The organism is Streptomyces sp. NPDC047028 (assembly GCF_040644095.1).
GTDB lineage: Bacteria > Actinomycetota > Actinomycetes > Streptomycetales > Streptomycetaceae > Streptomyces.
This window is the reverse complement of sequence record NZ_JBEYVS010000007.1, coordinates 104,080-123,303: the sequence shown is the minus strand read 5'-3', so window position 1 is coordinate 123,303 and position 19,224 is coordinate 104,080. Positions and strand designations below refer to the sequence as shown.

General features: G+C 73.2%; 13 protein-coding genes and 1 pseudogene. 4 read left to right on the top strand and 10 right to left on the bottom strand.

Annotated elements, in window-relative coordinates; all coding sequences use genetic code 11:
* Window positions 1-83 precede the first annotated feature (83 nt).
* The gene (locus ABZ854_RS09105; protein ID WP_361206826.1) at window positions 84-929 is read left to right on the top strand and encodes a hypothetical protein; all 846 of its coding nucleotides are present in this window, start codon (window positions 84-86) and stop codon (window positions 927-929) included.
* A gap of 55 nt (window positions 930-984) precedes the next feature.
* On the opposite strand, the gene ABZ854_RS09100 is transcribed toward ABZ854_RS09105, so the two are convergent.
* The 4 genes from ABZ854_RS09100 to ABZ854_RS09085 form a co-directional block, all read right to left on the bottom strand.
* Window positions 985-2,445 carry a penicillin-binding transpeptidase domain-containing protein gene (locus ABZ854_RS09100; protein ID WP_361206586.1) on the bottom strand — a complete coding sequence of 487 codons (1,461 nt, stop codon included), beginning with the start codon at window positions 2,443-2,445 and terminating at the stop codon, window positions 985-987.
* A gap of 46 nt (window positions 2,446-2,491) precedes the next feature.
* Window positions 2,492-3,853, bottom strand: a complete 1,362-nt coding sequence (locus tag ABZ854_RS09095) for an FtsW/RodA/SpoVE family cell cycle protein (protein ID WP_361206583.1) — start codon at window positions 3,851-3,853, stop codon at window positions 2,492-2,494.
* A 592-nt stretch (window positions 3,854-4,445) separates the two neighbouring features.
* Complete coding sequence (locus ABZ854_RS09090) at window positions 4,446-5,720, bottom strand: HAMP domain-containing sensor histidine kinase (protein ID WP_361206580.1); 1,275 nt, start codon at window positions 5,718-5,720, stop codon at window positions 4,446-4,448.
* A complete protein-coding gene (locus tag ABZ854_RS09085; protein WP_361206577.1) occupies window positions 5,720-6,529 on the bottom strand; it encodes a hypothetical protein in 810 nt (269 codons plus the stop codon). Before ABZ854_RS09085 ends, ABZ854_RS09090 begins: the two co-directional genes overlap by 1 nt.
* Before the next feature lie 275 nt (window positions 6,530-6,804).
* Between ABZ854_RS09085 and ABZ854_RS09080 the strand changes: the two genes are divergently transcribed.
* The gene (locus ABZ854_RS09080) at window positions 6,805-7,602 is read left to right on the top strand and encodes a nuclease-related domain-containing protein (RefSeq protein WP_361206574.1); all 798 of its coding nucleotides are present in this window, start codon (window positions 6,805-6,807) and stop codon (window positions 7,600-7,602) included.
* Window positions 7,603-7,636: 34 nt separating this feature from the next.
* Here the strand turns inward: ABZ854_RS09080 and ligD are convergent, their stop codons facing one another.
* The gene (ligD, locus tag ABZ854_RS09075) at window positions 7,637-8,518 is read right to left on the bottom strand and encodes a non-homologous end-joining DNA ligase (protein ID WP_361206572.1); all 882 of its coding nucleotides are present in this window, start codon (window positions 8,516-8,518) and stop codon (window positions 7,637-7,639) included.
* 75 nt (window positions 8,519-8,593) lie between these two features.
* On the opposite strand from ligD, the gene ABZ854_RS09070 reads away from it, so the two are divergent.
* Window positions 8,594-9,739: a Ku protein gene (locus tag ABZ854_RS09070; RefSeq protein ID WP_361206569.1), complete on the top strand. Its 1,146-nt coding sequence runs from the start codon at window positions 8,594-8,596 to the stop codon at window positions 9,737-9,739.
* A 341-nt stretch (window positions 9,740-10,080) separates the two neighbouring features.
* Window positions 10,081-10,459: pseudogene (locus ABZ854_RS09065) on the top strand (cobalamin B12-binding domain-containing protein); the annotation flags it as partial.
* Between the two features lie 28 nt (window positions 10,460-10,487).
* Here ABZ854_RS09065 and ABZ854_RS09060 read toward each other — a convergent pair.
* Genes ABZ854_RS09060 through ABZ854_RS09040 form a run of 5 tightly spaced genes read right to left on the bottom strand, consistent with a single transcriptional unit; the run spans window position 10,488 to window position 19,142 of the window.
* On the bottom strand, window positions 10,488-11,963 hold the full coding sequence (locus ABZ854_RS09060; protein ID WP_361206566.1) for a DUF6177 family protein: 1,476 nt from the start codon (window positions 11,961-11,963) through the stop codon (window positions 10,488-10,490).
* Window positions 11,960-15,979 carry a type VII secretion protein EccCa gene (gene eccCa / locus ABZ854_RS09055; RefSeq protein ID WP_361206563.1) on the bottom strand — a complete coding sequence of 1,340 codons (4,020 nt, stop codon included), beginning with the start codon at window positions 15,977-15,979 and terminating at the stop codon, window positions 11,960-11,962. Before eccCa ends, ABZ854_RS09060 begins: the two co-directional genes overlap by 4 nt.
* Window positions 15,976-17,397 (bottom strand): type VII secretion protein, encoded by a 1,422-nt coding sequence (locus ABZ854_RS09050; RefSeq protein ID WP_361206560.1) that lies wholly within the window; start codon window positions 17,395-17,397, stop codon window positions 15,976-15,978. Before ABZ854_RS09050 ends, eccCa begins: the two co-directional genes overlap by 4 nt.
* Before the next feature lie 10 nt (window positions 17,398-17,407).
* The gene (eccD, locus tag ABZ854_RS09045; protein WP_361206823.1) at window positions 17,408-18,757 is read right to left on the bottom strand and encodes a type VII secretion integral membrane protein EccD; all 1,350 of its coding nucleotides are present in this window, start codon (window positions 18,755-18,757) and stop codon (window positions 17,408-17,410) included.
* Window positions 18,758-18,785: 28 nt separating this feature from the next.
* Window positions 18,786-19,142 (bottom strand): hypothetical protein, encoded by a 357-nt coding sequence (locus ABZ854_RS09040; RefSeq protein WP_361206557.1) that lies wholly within the window; start codon window positions 19,140-19,142, stop codon window positions 18,786-18,788.
* Window positions 19,143-19,224: the final 82 nt, after the last annotated feature.

Sequence of the window (19,224 nt, the reverse complement as noted above, 5' to 3'; positions counted from 1 at the left end):
TCTACGAAGCCGGGCGCCGACGCGGGGCGCGGGTGCTGCCGTACGGCGCTGTCACCCGCGTGCAGTAGCGTGCTGGCGTGTCCATGCCTCCGCCGCCGCAGCAGCCCCAGAACCCCTACGGCCAGCAGCCCCCGCAGGGCCCCGGCCCGTACGGCCCGCCGCCCGGCCCCCAGCCCCAGCCGCCGTACGGCGCTCAGCCGTACCCCCCGCAGCAGCCGTACCCGCCCCAGCAGCCCTTCCCGCCCCAGCAGCCGTACCCGGCTTGGGGGATGCCGCCCATGGGGCCGCCGCCGAAGAAGAGCCGGGTGGGTCTCGTGCTCGGCATCGTCGGCGGGGTCGTCGTCCTGATCGTCGGCGGGCTGGTGGCGCTCGGCGTGCTCGGCTGGCAGATCGAGAAGAGCCTGCCGAAGGCGGAGAACAAGCTCACGCTGCCCGGAACCCTGCTGGACGGGCAGTACCAGTTCGCCGAGAAGATGCCGGCGAGCCAGACCGGCAAGATCGAGGACGAGGCCAACAGCGCCTGGGACGCCCAGGACATCCATGCCCTGGGCGCCCGCTACGACCGCGGGGGCGACCCGTCCAAGGGCCTGCTCGTGGTGTCGAGCATGTACGGCCGGTTCAAGCACGAGGCCGACGTCCGGCACGGCATGCTCAAGGGCGCCGCCGACGCCGACGGCGTGACGCTCGTGCAGCCCGAGAAGGACGCCACCCCGCCCGGCGCGCAGACCACCATCACCTGCGAAGTGGTCTCCCAGCAGGAGTCCCTCGTGACGGTCACCTACCCGATCTGCGCGTGGGCCGACGGCAACACCGCCGCGGTCGTCGGCGAGATCGACGTGGAGCACAAGGACGCGTCCGACGTGGACATCGCGGCCGCCGCCCGCGACACCCTCACCGTCCGCTCCGAGATGATCAAGCCGGCCAACTGATCCCGGCCGGCGTACGCCCCGCGGGCCGTACGCCGGCGGGTCCCGCCCCGTCACCTCACGACGACCCGAGGACCGCCTCCATCACCGCCTTCGCGATCGGCGCCGCCACCCCGCCGCCGCTGATGTCACGCCGGTTCGCCGACGCGTCCTCGACCACCACCGCCACCGCCACCTGCGGCTCCATCGCGTCGTCGGCCTGCGCCCAGGAGACGAACCAGGCGTAGGGGACACCGGAGTTGTCGACCCCGTGCTGCGCGGTCCCCGTCTTCCCGCCGACCAGCGCGCCGGGGATCGCCGCGTTCGCGCCGGTGCCCTCGTCGACCACGCCGGTCATCAGCTCCTTCAGCTTCACGGCCGTCGACGGGCGCATCACCTGCCGGGCCGGGCGCACCCCGCTGCCCGCGACGGTCTCCCCGCCCTGCCGGGTGCTGCGCTCCACCAGGTACGGCAGCCGCAGCCGGCCCCCGTTCGCGACGGCCGCCGCGACCATCGCCATCTGAAGCGGGGTCGCCCGCGTGTTGTACTGCCCGATCGACGACAGTGCGAGCTGGGCGTCGTCCACGTGCGTGTCGAAGGTGGACCGGGCCACCGAGAACGGGACGCGCAGCCGGTCGTCGTTGAAGCCGAACGCCCGCGCCGTGTCCGCCATGTCCCGCACCCCGACGTCCACGCCCAGCTTGGCGAACACCGTGTTGCACGACCACTCGAACGCCGTGCGCAGCGAGGCGTCGGCGCAGCCGTCGGTCTCGTTGGTGAGCCGGGTGGTGGTGCCGGGCAGCCGGTAGGGATCGGGGGAGTCGGTCGGCTCGTCCAGGTCGGTGATCACCCCCGAGTCCAGCGCCGCCGCCGCGGTGACCACCTTGAACGTCGACCCCGGCGGATACGTCTGCCGTACGGCGCGGTCCAGCATCGGTTTCTCCGGGTCGTGCCCGAGCCGCGCCCACGCCGACGCGACCGCCTCGCCGTTGCCGGACAGCTCCGAGGGGTCGTACGACGGACTCGACACCAGCGCCAGCACCCGGCCCGTGGCCGGCTCGATCGCCGCCACCGCGCCCTTGCGCCCGTCCAGCCCCCGGAACGCGGCCTCCTGCGCGTCCGCGTTCAGGGTCGTGACGACGTCGCCGCCGGGGTTCTGCGCCCGCGTCACGTCGTTCCACAGGGGGAGCGGCGAGAGGATCGAGTCGGTGCCGGAGAGGATGCCGTCCGAGGTGTGCTCCAGCAGGGTGGTGCCGTACAGCTGGGAGGCGAAGCCGGTGACCGGCGCGTACAACGGGCCGTCGAGGTACCTCCGTTCGTAGCGCAGTTGCTCGCCGGTGTCGACGGAGCCGGTGACCGTCCGGCCGTCCACCACGATGTCGCCGCGCGGCTGGCTGTAACGGGCGATCGTGGCACGCCGGTTGGCCGGGTTGCGGTCGTAGTCGCCGGCCCGCATCACCTGCACGCGGGCGGCGTTGACCAGCAGCGCCACGAGCAGCAGGACACAGAACGCGGACGCGCGCTTGATGTACGTGCTCATCGGCCACCTGTTCGGTACGTCGTCGTCCGGCCCCTGGTGGGGGTCGTCATGGGGCCACCTGCCCGTCGTACTGGCTGCGAGCCGAGTCGCTCACGCGGATCAGCAGCGCCACGATGGCCCAGTTGGTGACGACCGACGAACCGCCCTGGGCGAGGAACGGCATCGCCATGCCGGTCAGCGGGATCAGCCCGGTCACGCCGCCCGCGATCACGAACACCTGGAGCGCGACGATCGAGGCGAGGCCGACGGCGAGCAGCCGGCCGAACGGTTCGCGCAGGGCGAGGCCCGCCCGGTAGCCGCGCTCCACGAGCAGGGCGTACAGCAGGAAGATCGCTGAGAGGCCGGCCAGCCCCAGCTCCTCGCCGGCCGTGGCCAGGATGAAGTCGGACTTGGTGGCGAAGCCGATCAGGACGGAGTGGCCGAGTCCCAGGCCGGTGCCGAGGATGCCGCCCGCGGCGAACGCAAACAGCGACTGCGCGAGCTGGTTGGGGCCCTGCCCGGCGTCGATCGTCGCGAAGGGGTGCAGCCAGTCCTCGATCCGGCCGTGCACGTGCGGCTCCAGATGGCCCACGGCGACCGCGCCGAGCGTGGCCAGCACCAGGCCGACCGCGATCCAGCCGGTCCGGCCCGTGGCGACGTACAGCAGGACGACGAACAGGCCGAAGAACAGCAGGGAGGTGCCGAGGTCGCGCTCCAGTACCAGCACGCCGACGCTGAGCAGCCAGATCGCCACGATCGGGCCCAGCACCCGGCCGGTCGGCAACTGCATCCGCCACACCCGGCGGCCGGTGTACGCCAGCGCGTTGCGGTTGGCGGCCAGATAGGCGGCGAAGAACACGGCGAGCAGCACCTTCGCGAACTCGCCCGGCTGGATGGAGAATCCGGCGATCCGGATCCAGATGCGGGCGCCGTTGACCGCCGGGAACAGGATCGGCAGGACCAGCAGCGCGAGGGCGGCGACCACACAGACGTACGAGTAGCGCTGGAGGACGCGGTGGTCGCGGAGCACGAGGACGACGGCGATGAACAGGCCCACCCCGAGGGTGGACCACACCAGTTGGGTGGGGGCCGCCTGGTCGTGCGGGGTCTCCAGGTCGAGCCGGTAGATCAGCACCAGGCCCAGTCCGTTGAGCAGCACGCCGATGGGCAGCGGCAGGGGGTCGGCGTACGGCGCCCGGATGCGGACGGCGATGTGCGCGCACAGGGCGAGGACGCCGAGGCCGGCGCCGTAACCGACCGCGCCGGGCGGGACGGTGCCGGTGCGGGCGAGGCCGACGGCGCAGTAGCCGTACACCGACAGCACGACGGCCAGGACGATCAGGGCGAGTTCGATGCCGCGGCGGCGGGGGAGCCGTACGACGGGGGGCGGGGCCTGGGTCGCCGTGAGGGTGGTTCCGGCCTTCGTCATGTCCGGAACCTACCCAAATAGGTCGTGTTGTGTGCCGTGCTGATCAGCACCAGCGTGGCGCGAGGGCCTTGACGGCGAAACGCGGGGACATGGGGCCTCCCGGGGGCGGACTCGGTCTGACTGACCGCCACATTAGGAGGGAGCCGGGCGGGACGCCCCTTGCACTGGGCCAACGGGGGAGGCGCGAGTACGGCCACCACCCGCCCGCGCAGTACCCCGCGCCCCTCGGGGCGGTTGCGGTTGTCCGTCGGGTGCGGCCCGCCCGGTGCCGGCCGCGCAGTTCCCCGCGCCCCTTGGGGTGTTCGGTCGTCGTTCGGCTGCCGGGCATGGGGATGCGACACCGGCCCGCTGGGGCGCTCCCCCAAAGGGGCGCGGGGAACTGCGCGAGAAGCCACGACGGGCCTGCGCGTGACCACGGCGTGTGCCACCCCCCTAGGGGCGCGGGGAACTGCGCGAGAAGCCACGACGGGCCTGCGCGTGGCGACGGCGTGTACCGCCCCCCTAGGGGCGCGGGGAACTGCGCGAGAAGCCACGACGGGCCCGCGGCTGGCGACGGCGTGTGCCACCCCTCAGGGGCGCGGGGAACGCGCGATCAGGTACGCACGGCCCGGGGCGGAGTGGTGCTCGGAGGGGTGGGGAGGGTCAGGGAGGCCACCGCACCCCCGTCGGCCGCATTCGCGAAGTGCAGCCTCGCTCCCAGCACCTCCGCCTGCCCCACCGCGATCGTCAGCCCCAGCCCGTGCCCCCGGGCACCCCCCTCCGTGCGGAACCGCTGGGGACCATGGACCACCAGGTACTCCGGATACCCCTCCCCGTGGTCCCGCACCGTCACCCGCGGCCCCTCCACCGTGACCACCACCGGCCCCCGCCCGTGCTTGTGCGCGTTGGCCACCAGATTCCCCAGCACCCGCTCCAGCCGCCGCCGGTCGGTCTCCACCCGGGCGTCCCGCACCACCCGCACCTCGGCGTCGGTCCCCGACGCCCGCACCACCCGCGCGGCCAGCGCACCGAGCGCCTCGGTGTCCACCGCCGGCGTCTCCCGGCCGGTGTCCAGCCGGGAGATCTCCAGCAGGTCCTCGGTGAGCGTGCGCAGCGCCGCCACCCGGTCCCGGACCAGCTCCGTCGGCCGGCCGGGAGGCAGCAGCTCGGCCGCCGCGTGCAACCCCGTCAGCGGCGTACGCAGCTCGTGCGCCACGTCCGCCGTGAACCGCTGCTCGCTCAGCAGCTTGCCCTGCAGCGACGCCGCCATGCCGTCCAGCGCCGCCGCCACCGAGGCCACCTCGTCCTGCGGCCGCGAAGGGTCCCGGGTCCGCGGGTCGTTCACCCGGGCGTCCAGGTCGCCCACGCTGATCCGCCGGGCCACGCGCGCCGTGCCGTGCAGCCGTCTCGTCACCCGGGTCACCGCGAACAACCCGACCAGCACCGTCACCCCGATGGCCAGCACGGACGACCACAGGATCGACGTGTCCAGCCCCTCGATCGTGCGGGACTGCTGCCCGTAGCCGACCCGCACGGCGAGCGCCCGGTGCCCGTCGGCCGGCCCGGCAGCCCACATCGTGGGGCGCCCGTCCTGCGAGGAGACCATCGTGGCGCGCTTCCCGGACACCGCCAGCCTCCGCAGCGGCGCGGGCAGCCCCGGCGGGTCCACCCCGGCGCCCGGTCGCAGGGCGTCGCCCGCCTGGTAGGCGTCCGTGGCGTCCGCCAGCCGGCTCAGCGCCTGGTCACGGGCCTGACTCACGGTCTGGTCGGTCACCGAGACGTGCACCAGGACGCCGAGCAGCGCGGCCAGCGCACAGCACATCACCGTGATGAACGCGGCCGACTTCACCGCGAGCGTCTCCGCCCACCGGGGCAGCGCGAGCCCCATCACTCGCCCGCCGACGCGGTCGTACCCGACGAAGGCGTACCCGGCGTCGAGGGGGTGAGGGACGGCGAAGGCGTCAATGACGGTGACGGGGAGGCGGACGGACTGGGGCTCGCCGACGGCCTGCGCGTGTGCCGGCCGCCGCCCGTGCGCAGGAACTCGTCGCGGGAGAACACCATCGCCCGCTGCTCGGGATCCCACGCCCAGCTGGTGCGGTACTCATAGCCGGTGATCCCCGCCGGGGAGCGCACGATCACCGCCCGCCCGGCCAGCTCCACCCCGATGATCGCGTCGTTGTCGGCCAGCACCTGCACCAGCCGGTGCTTCTCGACGGTGTAGATCCGCACCGCCGTCTGGTTGGTCGGGTACAGCCGGAAACCGAGCGCCAGTTCGTCCCGGCCGTCACCGGTCAGATCGCGGTAGTACGCCTTCAGCACCGGGCACCGCGCCCGGTCCCCGCCCGGCTCGCACTCCTTCACCCGGTCCACCGTCGCGTGGTACGCCCCCTTCGACCCGTAGTCGTCCGGGTGCGCCGAGATCTCCGCCCGTACGACGTCCACCGGGGCCACCTTCCGGATGTCGTCCCCGGGCACGCGGACGCCCTTGACGACCTCCCGCTCCGCCTCGTCGTACGGCCAGGCCGGGCTGGACGCGGGCCGCAGGTCCGGCCACAGCTTGGCCGGGCTGACGGCGGTCGGCGTGGCCCCCGCCGACTGCAGGCCCCCCGAGTCCCCGCAGGCCACCGCCGTCGCCGAGAGCAGCACGACGGCGGCCGCGGCGAGGGCGGTACGCGCGGGGCGACGGGCTGGCACGGGGCTCCTGAGCTGAGGGGAGGGCAGGACGGCCCGTACACCTTATTCGTACGGAAGTCCTTTTTGCGCACCGCAGGGGGTACTCCGGAAGAGGCTACTCGGCCGGTTTTCCCGGCAGCAGAGCGGTCCGTGCGCCGGCCCTCGGGTACGCCGCGCCTCGAGCCGGCCCCGTTTCGCCCCGTTTCACCGGGCGCGTTCCACGGTAGCCGGGTTCTTGGCCGGGTTCTTGCCCAGGGAGCGCCCCGCCTGTTCCCATGGTCGAGGGGTGATGGCGCATGAGCGCACTACGCGTGGTGCCGACCTGGCGGCACGGCCGCGAACGGCTGTACGTCTGCCGCCGGGACGGAAGCAACGTCGCCTGGTACGACCCGGAGTCCGGCCGGGTCAACCTGCTCGGCGAGGACCACCGGGAGGCCGTACTCGAAGCCCTGGAACCGTTCCTGGCCGGCCCGGTGGCCGTGGGCCCGCCGCCCGTCCCCACACCCGCCGAGATGGCCCGGCTCACCCTCCACCCGGACGACGACCTCGCGCCCAACCGCCCCGGCGAGGCCCTGCTCGTCGCCCTCGACCGGGGCCCCGGCCCCGCCCACCGCTTCCGCCCCGACCCGCGCCGGCACGCCCTGACCGCGGAGCAGACCGTCGGCGAGGCCCTGGACCGGATGGAGGGCGCCGGCTGGCACACCCTGCACTCCCTCCCGCTCCCCGGCGGCGACCGCGTCCACCACCTGCTGATCGGCCCCGGCGGCCTCTTCGCCGTACACGCCCTGTACGCCCGCAAGCAGCGGGTCAGGGTGGACGACCCGCTGGTCACCGTCGGCCGCCACGACGCCGAGCCGCTGCTGCGCCGCCTGCGCGCCGACGCCGACCGCGCCTCCCACGCCCTGACCGCCGAGGTCCGCCCGGTACTCGCCCTGGCGAACCCCGCGGACCTCACCGTCACGGCACCCCCGCGCTCCCTGCACGTCCTGCGGGACACCGAGCTGCCGGGGCTGACCGGGCTGGGCGCCGTACTGAAACCGGCGGACGTGGAGGCGCTGCACGCGATGGCACGCGACCGGAACACGTGGGTGTAGGTCTTCCTGTTTCGCCTCACGCCGTCCGGTCCGCTCACGGCAGTCGTGCCGCCCCTTTCGGGTCCAGCAGCGGGGCCAGCAGGTCCCCGTAGTCCTGGATCCGCGGCGCGAGGTCCTCCGCGACGAACTCCAGCTGGGCCGGCGCCCCGCAGTCCGCGACCTCCTCCCAGGTCACCGGCGCCGACACCAGCGGGGTGCGCCGGGCCCGCACGGTGTACGGCGCCGCCGTGGTCTTGCGGGCCGCGTTCTGGCTCCAGTCGACGAACACCTTCCCCGGCCGCAGACTCTTCGTCATCCGGTGCACCACGAGCCGCGGCATCGCCCGCTCCGCCTCCACCGCAAGCGCCTTCGCGTACTCCGACGTCTCCTCCGACGAGCCCCCGCGCACCGCCGCCAGCAGATGCAGTCCCTTCGACCCGGCCGTCTTGGCGTACGCCTCGATCCCGTCCGCGGCGAGGCGATCGCGCAGCCACAGCGCGACCTCGCAGCACTGCACGATCGTCGCGGGCGCCCCCGGATCGAGGTCGAAGACCAGCCGGTCGGCCTCGTCCGGGGACTGTACGAGCCACTGGTGCGTGTGGAACTCGGTGACCAGGTTCGCCGCCCACACCAGGCTCGCCAGATCCCGTACCACCACCATCCGGGCCGGCCCCTCCGACCGGGGGACCTCGGCGGTCATGACCCACTCGGGCGTACCCGGCGGCACGTTCTTCGCGAAGAACAGCTGCCCGTCCGGCCCGTCCGGATACCGCAGGAAGGACAGCGCCCGGTCGCGCAGGTGCGGCAGCAGGACGGGGGCGGTCGTCGCGTAGTAGTGCAGCAGCTCCCCCTTGGTGAAGCCGGTCGCCGGATACAGCACCTTTTGCAGGTTGCTCAGCGGGACCCGGCGCCCCTCCACCTCTGTGATAGGCGTCATAGGATGACAATCTCAGAGAACTAGTGATGTAACAGTACATATCGGCAGTGCATATCGGCCGGAAAGGGGCGGAACGTGCGATCCATCTGGAACGGCGCCATCTCCTTCGGTCTCGTCAGCATCCCGATCAAGCTGGTGAACGCCACCGAGAGCCACGCCATCGCCTTCCGCCAGGTCCACACCGAGGACAACGGCCGCATCCGCTACCGCAAGGTCTGCGAACTGGAGGACCGCGAGGTCACCCAGGCCGAGATCGGCAAGGCGTACGAGGACGCCGACGGCTCGATGATCCCGATCACCGACGAGGACCTCTCCCACCTGCCGATCCCCACCGCGCGCACCATCGAGATCGTCGCTTTCGTACCGGCCGACCGGATCGACCCCCTCCAGATGGGCGCCGCCTACTACCTGGCGGCGAGCGGCGCGCCCGCGGCGAAGCCGTACACCCTGCTCCGTGAGGCCCTCAAGCGCAGCAACAAGGTCGCCATCGCCAAGTACGCGCTGCGCGGCCGGGAACGCCTCGGCATGCTGCGGGTGGTCGGCGAGGCCATCGCCATGCACGGACTCCTCTGGCCCGACGAGGTCCGCGCCCCCGAGGGCGTCGCCCCGGACGTCGACGTCACCGTCCGTGACAAGGAACTCGACCTGGCGGACGCCCTGATGGACACCCTCGGCGAGGTCGACCTGACCGAGCTGCACGACGAGTACCGCGAGGCGCTGGAGGAGGTCATCGCGGCGAAGGCGGCGGGCGAGGCCCCGCCGGAGAGCCCCGCGCCGGCGACCGGCGGCAAGGTGCTCGACCTGATGGCAGCGCTGGAGAACAGCGTGCGCGCGGCCCGCGAGTCGCGCGGCGGCGCGGAGCCGGAGCAGGAGCAGCGCGAGCCGGAGGAGGGGGCCGAGGTCAGACGCCTGCACGAAGGCCGGTCCGCCGCGAAGGAGACGGGGCGCAAGAAGGCGGCGCCCGCGGCTCGCGCCAGGAAGACGGCGGCCAAGCCGGACCGGGGCACGAAGAAGACGGCGGCGAGGTCTTCCTCGTCGAGGTCCACGGCCAAGTCCGCAGGCGGCTTCACCGCCAAGCCGGCCGCCAAGTCGACTGCCAAGTCCACCGCCAAGTCGGCCGCCAAGGCGACGCCGAGTGCCAAGACGGCGACGACCGCCAAGACGGCGGCGAAGAAGACGGCGGCTAAGAAGACGGCGTCGTCCCGCAAGCGCTCGGCCTGACGACGGCGGCCAAGAAGACGGCGTCGTCCCGCAAGCGCTCGGCCTGACCGGACGAGGCGCGGCGGGTATGACACACCGCCCTCTGCTCTTGTGACCCGAGGCCCGCACTCGTCCGGAAGCGCTGACCGGCGCCGGTGGCGAGGGCGGTGAGGATGACGGTGCCGGGACCGGCCCTCGGGTGCGGCGCCGAGCGCGTGTGAAGCAGGTGCACGCGGCCGTGCATCCCCGGTACGCCCGTACCCCCGGCACGTCCGGTGTACGGGCCCCCGGCGTCCCCGGCACTCCCCCCGCACCCCCCCCCGCACGTCCCCCGCACCCCTCCCTACGTCGCCGAGGTCACCATGCGCCTGCTGCTCGTCCACCCCAGTGCCCTGCTGTACTCGGAGATCTTCCTGCGTCTGGAGGGAGCCACTCGGCCTGGAGCGGGTGGCCGGTGCGGCGCGGGCGGAGGGGCACGGGGTCAGGATCGTGGACCTCCAGGTCACCGGCATCGACGAACTGGCCCGCGAGTTCGCCGCCTTCCGGCCGGACGCTCTCGGTATCTCCCTGGACTGACTCGCCAACATCCCCGAGGCCATCGACATCGCCCGCGCGGCCAAGCGCGACGCCCCGCACTGCTACCTCTTCTTCGGCGGGCACAGCGTGTCCTTCGTGGCGGAGGACGTGCTCGTACAGGCCGAGGGGAACGTGGACGCGGTCCTGCGCGGCGAGGGTGAGCCGGGCATGAACATCCGCGCGAGGGCGCCGGCTAGCGCTGCTGAGCCTCCCCGACCGGCCCTCCGACTTGCTCCGTCCTCGGGCTGCCCGCCCTGAGGTGCGTGGTGAGGCTCTGGAGCGCTGTCCAGGCGTCGGCGTCGGTTCCGTCACCTAGCCCGTAGTGCAGGGCCGGATCCGCGGCTGTGCCGAGCTGTACGGGCTTCGTCGTGACCGGCGGACGGCGGGCGTGGGTGAGTCCTATGGCCAGGGTGTCCCTCGGGCCGAGCGTGAACGACACCGGGACGGGTGGGGCGGTGAGGACAGGGGCGAGCGTCAGGTCCCTGCCGGCCGCGGTCAGCGTGATGAGCATGGTGGCCAGGCCGTGGGCGTCGACGAGTTCGGCCGCGAGGGGCTCGATGGCGTCCAGAGGGACCTGCTCGGCTGTCCCGTACCCGAGGGTGAGGGTGACGTCTTCGGCGACGCCGGCCGTGGTACGTGTGGTGCGGTGGGTCGCGATGGCCGGCCGGCCGGGGGCACCGATGACGACGGCGCTGGTGGGCCGGGGTGAGCGGTCCCGGGCCAACTCGGTCAGCCGGCGGGGCGACCAGGGGAGGGTGATCGGCTCGGCCGTGCCCCATCCGATGGGCGGGGCTCCGGTCAGGTGCCGCCAGGTGGTTTCCAGCGCTGTGCCCACTACGAGGTCGGGGTCGGGGGACCGCACGGTGCGCAGTGCCACCGTGAGCCGGCGTTCCTCGGCGAGCCGCGCGCCCCGCGTGAAGGCCGCCGCGACCTTCGCCGGCGCGGTCGTGGGCGCGAACGTGCCGTCCCGCCAGGCGAGTTCCGCGCCGGAGAGGCCGTCGTAGTAGCCGCCCGCCGGCTCCCTGACGACCCAGCGGTTCGGTGCGCCGACGAGAGCTGCGCGCAGCGGGACGGTGAGGCGGGCGTGGGACGTAGTGACGACGTGCAGGGCCCGGTCGGACGCTGCCGCCCAGCGCAGCACGTCGGTCAGCCAGGTGGTGAGAGGAAGGACGGAGCGGTCTGCGATGACCACCGCGGTGGAGTCGGTGAGTACGTCGACGGCGGGCGGGGTGCCGTCCGGGAGCGCAGTGGAGGCGACGTCAGCAGTGGTGACGTCATCGGTGTCCCGTGGCGTTCGCACGACCCCCGTATCGATCGCCCCGCGGGGCCAGACCGTTCCGCCGAGCAGCATGGCCAGCCGTCCGCAGACCGATCCGGCGAGTGGTTCGGCCTCCGGGACCGCGGTGGAGGCACGCGTCTCGGTCCACCAGTACGGCGGCGCCGGTGGGCTGACGTCGGGGCCGAGGAGACGCTCGGCCTCGCCCGGCACGTGGACCAGGAGCGGGGACTCGACGGAGACCAGGGGACGGCCGGCCGCGGTGCACAGCCGGATGACCGCGCCGTCATCGGTGGACGTCAGGTGCAGGTCGGGGCCGCCGGCGTACAGGGCGGCCAGCAGCGTTCTGGTGTCGGGCATCCTCCGCGTCAGGGCGACGACGTCCTTGGTCACCCCGTCACCTCCGTGGATTCGGCCTCAGGCGTGAGAGCAGTGTGGATCAGCTGGTGGCGGCGGCCTCGGCGGACGAGGGTGCCGCGGCCGGGTGGCTGCGTCGAGGCGTACAGGCCGGGGAAGAGCTGGCCTTCGGTGCGGTCGCCTGTCATCACCAGTGCCGTGGCCCCGGTCTCCCGCAGTGCCGTGAGGAACGGTTCGTACAGGGCGCGGGAGGCGCCGGCGACCCGGCGAGTGACGACGAAGTGCAGGCCGATGTCCCGGGCCGAGGAGATGTACGGCAGGAACGGGGTGAGCGGCTGCTGCCCGGCGGCGGTGAGGATGTCGTAGTCGTCGACGAGGATCACGATCCGTGGGCCGTCGAAGGACGGCTCGTCGGCCACGGCGTCGGGATCGGCGGTCTCCGGCAGGCGTTTGGCCAGTTCGCTCGCGATGCCCGTGGCGAGTGCCTGCGCGAGTGCGGTGTTGTGTGCGTAGCCGCCGCGGTACGGCTCCGGGACGACGCCCCGCAGTCCGCGCCGGGGGTCGAACACGCCGAAGACCAGTTCGTCGTCGCCGTGGCGGTCGACGAGGGAGCGCGCGACCAGTTTGAGCAGGTTGGTCTTGCCGCACTCGTTGTCGCCGAGAACCAGCAGGTGCTGGTCGCTGCCGAACAGGTCGAGGACGGTGGCGGAAAGCGTCTCCTGGCCGACGCCGATCGGGATCGCGCCCGGCCCTGTCACGGTGGACTGCAGCCGCCGGGCAGGGAGCACGGTGGGCAGCACCCGGACGGGCGCGGCGAGTTCGCCGTGCCAGGTGGCGCGCAGCGCGGCCGCCGCCTGCTCCAGGGCTCGGCCGAGGTCGTCCGAGGCGGCATGGCTGTCCATGCGGGGAAGGGCCGTCTGGGCGAACAGTCTGCCGTCGGTCAGGGCCCGGCCCGGGGTGTCCGCCGCCAGGGTCTCGGAGAGCTTGCGGTCGACGGAGGAGTCCGCCGGGTCGTTCAAGCGCAGTTCGATCCGGCTGCCGAACATGGACTGGGTGGCGATGCGTACGTCGTTCCAGCGGAGCATGCCCGCCACGACGTGAATGCCGTAGCCACTGCCGCGCTTGAGGAGGTCGGTCACCTCGTCGTCGAGGTGGGCGAACTCGTCGCGCAGGGCACCGAACCCGTCGATGAGCAGGACGACGTCGGTGGAGCCGAGGCCGGGCAGTTCACCGCCGGCACGCAGGGCCCGCAACTGGTCGACCGAGTCGATGCCGTGCTCCCGGAAGATCTCCTCCCGCTCGGCGAGCATGCCCCGCACCTCCGCGACGGTGCGGGCCGCACGCTCGTGGTCGGCACGGGTCGCGATGCCCCCCACGTGCGGCAGACCGGCCAGGGCGCCGAGCCCGCCACCGACGAGGTCCAGGCCGTAGACGGCGACATCGCGTGGTGTGTGGGTGAGAGCGAGGGAGAGCGTCAGGGTGCGCAGCAGCGTCGTCTTGCCGGAGGCCGGCCCACCGATGACCGCCGTGTGGCCGCCCGCCGTGTTCAGGTCGTGGACCCACGGCCCCTGCCACTGCCGGGCGGGATCGTCGAGGACGCCGAGCGGGACCCGCAGCCGACCGGGTGTCCGGGCCAGCCGCAGACCGTCGGCGGAGGCCTCCACGGGACCCGCGGCCGCGTCCAGGGACAGGGCCGCGGGCAGTGGCGGCAGCCAGATACGGCGCACGGGCTCGGCCGCGCCGGCGAGGCGTCCGACCACGGTGCTCAGGACCGTCGGACCCGACCGGCGCTCCCGCGACACAGGTGCCTCCGTGTCCCGTACGGTTCGCCGGCCGGCGGCGGGAGCGTTGTACGCGGGGTACGGCAGGACCAGCGGTTCGGCTTCGGCGGCCTTCTCCCGCAGCCCCGGTCCGCGGTATGCGCCGGAGACGAAGCCCGCCTTGAAGCGGGTGTACGTGGAGGTGTCCACCTTCAGATACCCGAAGCCGGGCAGCGGCGGCAACGCGAAGGCGTCCGTGGTGTCCAGCACCGTACGGGACTCGTCCGCCGAGAAGGTGCGCAGTCCGAGCCGGTAGGACAGATAGGTGTCCAGCCCCCTCAGCTTGCCGCCCTCGATGCGCTGGCTGGAGAGCAGCAGATGGATGCCGATGGAGCGGCCGATGCGGCCGATGGACAGGAACAGGTCGATGAAGTCCGGTTTGGCGGTCAGCAGTTCACCGAACTCGTCGATCACGACGAAGAGGTGCGGAAGGGGTTCGAGCTCCGGGCGGGCCGAGGCACGCAGCGCGCGGTAGTGCCCGATGTCGGCGATGTCACCGGCGTCCTTGAGCACCTGCTGCCGGCGCTTGACCTCACCGGCGAGGGAGGTGTGGACGCGCTCGACGAGCCCGGCCTGGTTCTCCAGGTTCGTGATGACGCCCGCCACGTGCGGCAGACCGGCGAACGGCGCGAACGTGGCGCCGCCCTTGTAGTCGACGAGGACCATCGCCAGATCCTCCGGCCCGTGCGTCGTGACCAGTGCGACCACGAGGGTGCGCAGCAGCTCGCTCTTGCCGGAACCGGTCGCGCCCACGCACAACCCATGCGGGCCCATGCCGAGTTCGGACGACTCCTTCAGATCGAGCAGCACCGGCGCGTGCCGGTCGTCCACGCCGATCGGTACGCGCAGGAAGTCCCGGTCTCCACGAGGAGCCCACTGCCGGGCCGGATCAAGGGCGGCCGTGTCGTCGATGCCCAGCAGCCGTGGAAAGTCGACGGGGCCGGAGACGGGCGCCCCCTCGGCGGCGGATTCGGCGGCCGACTCGGCGGACAGCCGCAGCGGCGCGAGGGACCGCGCGAGTGCATCGGCTTCCGCGAGGCCGACCCGATCGGGCACACCATGCGTCCGGACGACCTGCTCGCCGCGCAGGTCCTCCACGGTCACCAGGTCTCCGTCGACGGTGATGCGCACCGCCACCTGGTCGGGTTCCTGTACCTGCTCGGCCAGCAGGTGCAGCACCGTGACACCCATGTCGCCCAGGTCCACGGCCGAGTCCGGCCGCGGCAGGTCGACCGCGTTCTCACCGAATCCGTCGCTCAGCACGAGCAGCCGGTCGGTGAGATGGAGCGCCCGCCGATCGGAGAGGCCGCGCCGCACCTCGGCCGCGTACGAGGCGCGTCGCCCCAGATCCGCATCGATCACCCGGGCCAGCTGCACGAGGTCGGGAGCGATGCGGCGCGCGGCGGGGGCACCGCCGGCCGCATGCGGGTCGAGGACGTGCGGGAGCCACTTCGCCCACTCCCACTCCGCGACCCGGTCCGTGGGCACGGCGAGTGCGAGGGCCACGTCCTGAGGGGCGTGACTCACCGTGACCTGGGCCGTCAGGGCCCTCGCGACACGCAGCACGCCCGCACGGTCGCCGATGACACTGACGTTGCCCGCCCGGTCCAGCGGCACCGTCAGCGGATGCTCGGACACGGTGGCATAGCGGGCCTGCAGCGCGCGTGCCTCGTTCAGCATGAACGGGTCGGGCGGAGTGAGCACGCCCCCCGCCGCCTGCCGACCGACCTCCAACTCCTGTACCGGTACGGCACCCACACCGACGCGCACCTGGAGGAAGTCCGTATCCGCGCGGCGACGCTCCCACAACCGGGACGGGTCACGCAGGACGTCGTACAACGCGCTGGGCGCGGGATGCAGGAACCGGGCCGCGCCGCGCCGCTCACGCTCGGCCGCGCCCAACTCCGCACGCAATTCCTCCAGGTACTCCAGGTACCGCTCCCGCTGCACGCGCCGCTGCCGCTGGGCCTTGCCGCGCTGCGACAGGAACAGGGTGAGCGCGCCGAGCAGCGCCACCACCAGCACGACGGCGCCCAGGCCGGCGAACCGGCTGGAGCGGATCACCGTCATCATCACGACCGAACTCATGACGCCGGCCATCGGCAGCAGCGCGGTCACCGGACTGCCCGTGCGGCCCTCGGGCAGGTTCGGCGGTGGCTCGACGGTGCGGGCCGGTGGAGGGGCCAGGGGGTGCGTCGAGCGGGCCGGCCGATGGACCTGGTGCTGGGTCACCGGACGCGCACCGCACGCTGCAGCGCCTCGGCGGCGATCTCGGTGACGGCTCGGCGAGTGGCCTCGCCGAGCCGGTCCGTCCTGATCTGTCCGCCACCGGCCAGGTGCCGGTCATAGGGCAGATGCACGAGAGCGGCCCCCGTTTCCCGGAGATGGCCGGTGGCGGCCTTCAGATCGAGGTTGGTGTCGGGCGTGTTCGCGGTGAGGACCACGACGGTGGAGGCGAGCGCGGCGTGCGGCAGCCCGCCGAGCCAGTCCAGCACGAGCCGTGTGCCGCCCACTCCCTCCGCGGTGCGCGGTGCGACCACCACGCGCGCGTGTGCGGTGTCCATCGCCGTACGGGCCACCTCGCCCGGCAGGGTCTCGCAGTCCACGACCGTGACCGCGAAGTAGCGGCGCAGAGCGAGTGTGACGGTGCGGTAGGTCGCGACCTCCAAGGGGGCTCCGACCCGCCCCTGGCCGGCGGGCAGCAGCCAGCCACCGTCGGCGACCGGCACCAGGTACCCGGTGACGTCCGTGAGCCGCATCGACGGGGAGAGGAGCCGTGCGAGGTCGGGGCAGGACCAGCGTACGGACTGAGCACCCATGCGTACCGCCAGCGTCCCCAGGGCGGCATCCGCCTCCAGGGCGAGCACCGGATCGTGCCGGTAATGGCTGAACGCCCGCGCCAGAAGCGCGGCCGTGGTGGTCTTGCCGACACCGCCCCGGATCGACGTCACCGCGATCACCCGGCCCGTGGTCACCGGCTGTTGCAGCGACCCGCCCAGCCGGCTCTCCTCCGCGACCTCCCGCGTCGCCGACGAGGTCAGCTTCCGCAGCGACCGGCCCGAACGCCGGGCCAGCGAGTCGCCGTGCGGCGGCGAACCGAGCGCAATGGCGAGACGCGGATCGAGCGTGGGCACGGGCTCGGGCGCCGTGATCCGCAACTGGGGGTAGTGGGACGGCCGTACGGCAGCGGGATGCGGCGCAGTTGCGCGGTCGGGTGGGCTCGCCGGGGTGCCCGGACTCTGTGCCGTCGCCGTGTCGGCGGGCAGCCCCGGTACGGCCGCCGGGGGCGCGGGCGGCAGCGGGGCCGCGGGGCCGGCGATGGGGGTCGGCGGGGCCGCAGGGCCAGCGATCGGGGCGGGAGGGGCCACGGGGCCGGCGATCGGGGCGACCGGAGGATCCTGGTCCGGATGTATGGCCGCCGGTATGGCGCCGTCCAGCGACTCACCTGGCACCCCGCTGAGTTGGGGTTGTCCCGGGTGGGACTGGCAGGGCTGCCCCGGGTGCGGCCGTTCCTCGTCCGCGTGCCGCACCGGCAGCGCGGGCCGAGCGTCCACCGGCGAACCCTCTCCGCTCGCGCCCCCGGAAGCCACGGCGGACTCGGCGGTCAGCTCGCGCAGCACGTCGTCCTGCCACCGGCCGGAAGTCGTCATCACCCGCACCTCACGCGAAGGTGCCGAGCAGCCGCCCGTACACGCCGAACACGCCGAGCACCAGCGGGAAGAGGGCGATCACGCCGACCGACTCCAGTACGTCACCGGCCTTGCGCAGCCGCACGCGCACATGTTCGGCGGGCCGCACGGCGAGCACTCCCAGGGACAGCACCAGAAGTGCTCCCAGCAGGGCGACCGGCGCCGTGGCGCCAGAGCGGCCGAGCCACAGCCAGGCCAGCCGCAGCGTCACCACCACCGCCCCGGACAGCAGCGCGACGACCTCACCCACCAGCGGATAGGCCCGCGCACGCAACGCGAGGACACCGGCCACCGCGACCGCCACCAGCACGGTCCACACCGTCATGCTCCGCACCGCGAGCACACCGGCCACGGCCGCCGAGGCCGCGGCGACCGCCGTCGCCAGCACCAGTCCCCGATGTGTGGCGGCCAACGCGGCCGATACCTCGAACCGGCTGACCGATGACCCACCGGAGCGCCGGTCGTCCAACCCGGAGAGACCCGACGCCGTCAACGCGAGCCGGGGGAGCACACCCAGAGCCACGACCGACACGACCGCGAGCAGAGCCCCCGCGCGAGCCGAGCCCAGGGGACCGGTCCCACCCGACTGGAGGGCGAGGGCCACCTCCCAGCACACACCGGCCCCGCCAAGCACCCCGGCACCGACCAGAGCACCACGTCCGACGGCGGAGAACCACCCGAGCAGCGCCAGCGCCACCACGACGACAGCCAGTACGGCGCCCAACCGCGCACCGTCGGAAAACCCTTGCGCGAGGGCGAACGACCAAGCACCCTGCACACCGACCACAGCACTCACGACAACCAGCGCGGCGGAGAGCCCCTTACGCTCGGTCCGCCCCAGCAGCGCACCGGCAACTGCGGCCACGGCGGCACCCACGAGAAGTCCCGTACCGGCGGCCTGCGCCCCGAACCCCTGCCGAGCCATGACCCCGGCGGCAAGGGCCCACACCGCACCCGCACCGGCGGCCACGAACCGCCGCGTCGGCGCACCCCAGCGCCAGGCCCGCACATCCAGGTCGTCGGCCGCCTCGTCACTCACGTCATGGACAACCGGGGCTGCCGGTGCGTCCTCGAGGCGCACGAGCCGCAGTACGGCACCGTCGGGCACCCCTGCCGACTCCAGCGTGGAGTCCGGCTCCAGGACACTGCCGTCGGCCGTCACGAGATGCCTGGCTTGCGGACGCGCACTCACCCGATCGTCGAGAAGCCGCATCACCTCGGGCAACAGCAACCCGACCGGCTCCCGGGACGGCAGCACCAGATCAACCCGCCGACGCTCACCGACCAAGGTGATCCGACTCAACGCCGTACGGCTCACCATCCCCCCGGAAATCACGTGTTCGAACCTATCACCGGGTTCCGGAGCCCCGGCCGGAGGCGGCAGCGGGGGGCGTCGCGCGGGCGGGTGGCGTAGCCGAATCGGGGGACGCGGAATGAGCGGGACCCGTGCCGGGCGCGGAGGCCGTGGACGCGGGCACAGGAGTTCCGTACAGCCCCTTCCCGATGACCCGATGAGAGACGAACGACCACCCCACACACCCCGCGCACACCACGGCCGCGATCACCACACCCGCGAACGCCTTCCCGACCCGCTCATCCACGGTCCGGCGCTGCCGCTGCGCCCCGAACAGCACGGCATCCCGCAACCGCCGGCGCCGCACGGCCACCGACTCAAGGAGCTGACTGTCGTAATCCTGGGCTGACATGACTCGATTCCATGTGATTCCGCGTGGGCTCGGGGACGCGTGGCTGGGCCGTGCGGGTCCTGGGCACAGTTCACAGGCCAAG